Source organism: Levilactobacillus yiduensis (assembly GCF_024718525.1).
GTDB classification, from domain to species: Bacteria; Bacillota; Bacilli; order Lactobacillales; family Lactobacillaceae; genus Levilactobacillus; species Levilactobacillus yiduensis.
This window is the reverse complement of sequence record NZ_JAMXAZ010000069.1, coordinates 1-1,307: the sequence shown is the minus strand read 5'-3', so window position 1 is coordinate 1,307 and position 1,307 is coordinate 1. Positions and strand designations below refer to the sequence as shown.

Annotated in this window: 1 protein-coding gene; it reads right to left on the bottom strand. The window is 44.5% G+C overall.

The genetic code is table 11. The features are described 5' to 3' along the window. Nucleotides 1-14 precede the first annotated feature (14 nt). A complete protein-coding gene (locus NGM66_RS14315) occupies nucleotides 15-1,190 on the bottom strand; it encodes an IS256 family transposase (RefSeq protein WP_125715960.1) in 1,176 nt (391 codons plus the stop codon). Between the last annotated feature and the right edge of the window lie 117 nt (nucleotides 1,191-1,307).

Below are 1,307 nucleotides of genomic sequence, written 5' to 3'. Positions count from 1 at the left end.
AATATGTATCTAACTTAAATAAATGATGCTTCCAAGGTGTCCTGGAGTCCTTTGAACCCTCGGTGGATCCGCTTCAGAGACTTCTCGTTATAAACATTAAACTGAGAAACCAGGAAGCGATCCAGTGAATCTTCCGTTGGAAATTGTTCTTTGTGGTGGGTGGTGCGCTTGAGATGCTTATTAAAGTTCTCAATCGGGTTAGTGGAGTATAGTGATTGCCGGATAGCTGGTGGAAAGTCCATGAAAGTGAGTAAATTCGGCATTTTAAGCAGATCTTTGATTAATTTGGGATAGGTCTGATGCCAGTTGTTGGCGAACTCATTCAGTTTCAGTTCGGCTGCTTCACGGTTGGCGGCCCGATGAACTTGTTTAAAGTCACTGATCACGGCCTTGCGGTCTTTTACGCGAACTTTGTTCATCAGATTCCGCCCAACATGAACCAGGCAACGTTGTCGTTTGGCTTTAGGGAAATTCCGATTCAAGCCTTCATCCAAACCAACTAACCCATCGGCCACAAACAACAGCACATCTTTAACGCCCTGCTTGATCAAGGTTCCCAGCAGTTCAGTCCAGATTCCAGTCGATTCCGTTGGCGCCACTTGGTAGTTCAGCACTTCTTTCGTACCATCTGGACGAATGCCAATCGCAATATGAACGGCTTCTTTTTGAACGGTATCCCGCTTTAACGGCAAGTAAGTGGCATCTAAGAAGATGGCCGCATATTGTGAAGCCAGTCGACGTTGCTGGAAAGCTTGAACCTGTTCATTGACGGCTTTAGTCATGTTGGAAACCGTGGCTTTGGAGTAGTGAGCACCGTACATTTTCTCAATGAGTTCGGCAATTTCAGCAGTGGTAATTCCCTTGGTATACAACTGAATGACCGTTGTTTCTAAATTATCACTGTGCCGACCGTAGGCTGGCAAGGTATGATTTTTAAACCGGCCATTGCGATCTCGAGGAATGGTTAAGTTAAGTTGGCCGTACTTCGTATCAAACGAGCGCTCATAACTGCCGTTGCGGTTATTACCAGTGTTAGTCCCAGCGTATGAGTAGCGTTCGTAACCCAAAAACTCTACCAATTCGGTTTGAAGCAGCTGGTTAATCGCAATTTCGAGGTGGTGACGAAAAACTTCGTCCAAATCTTGCTTTTGGGCTAGTGCAGCGATAATTTCTGTGGTAAGTTCATTCATGGGGAATGCCTCCTGTGATGTTTTCTGTGGTTACTAAATATCATAAGGGAAGGCATTCCCTATTTCTATACAATTCAGAAATCTTTTATGCATTTACACAAGATATTTTACGCTCTC

Bases quoted from the DNA above. Each gene is read 5' to 3' on its own strand.
- NGM66_RS14315 (WP_125715960.1), bottom strand. From the start codon at position 1,190: ATGAATGAACTTACCACAGAAATTATCGCTGCACTAGCCCAAAAGCAA.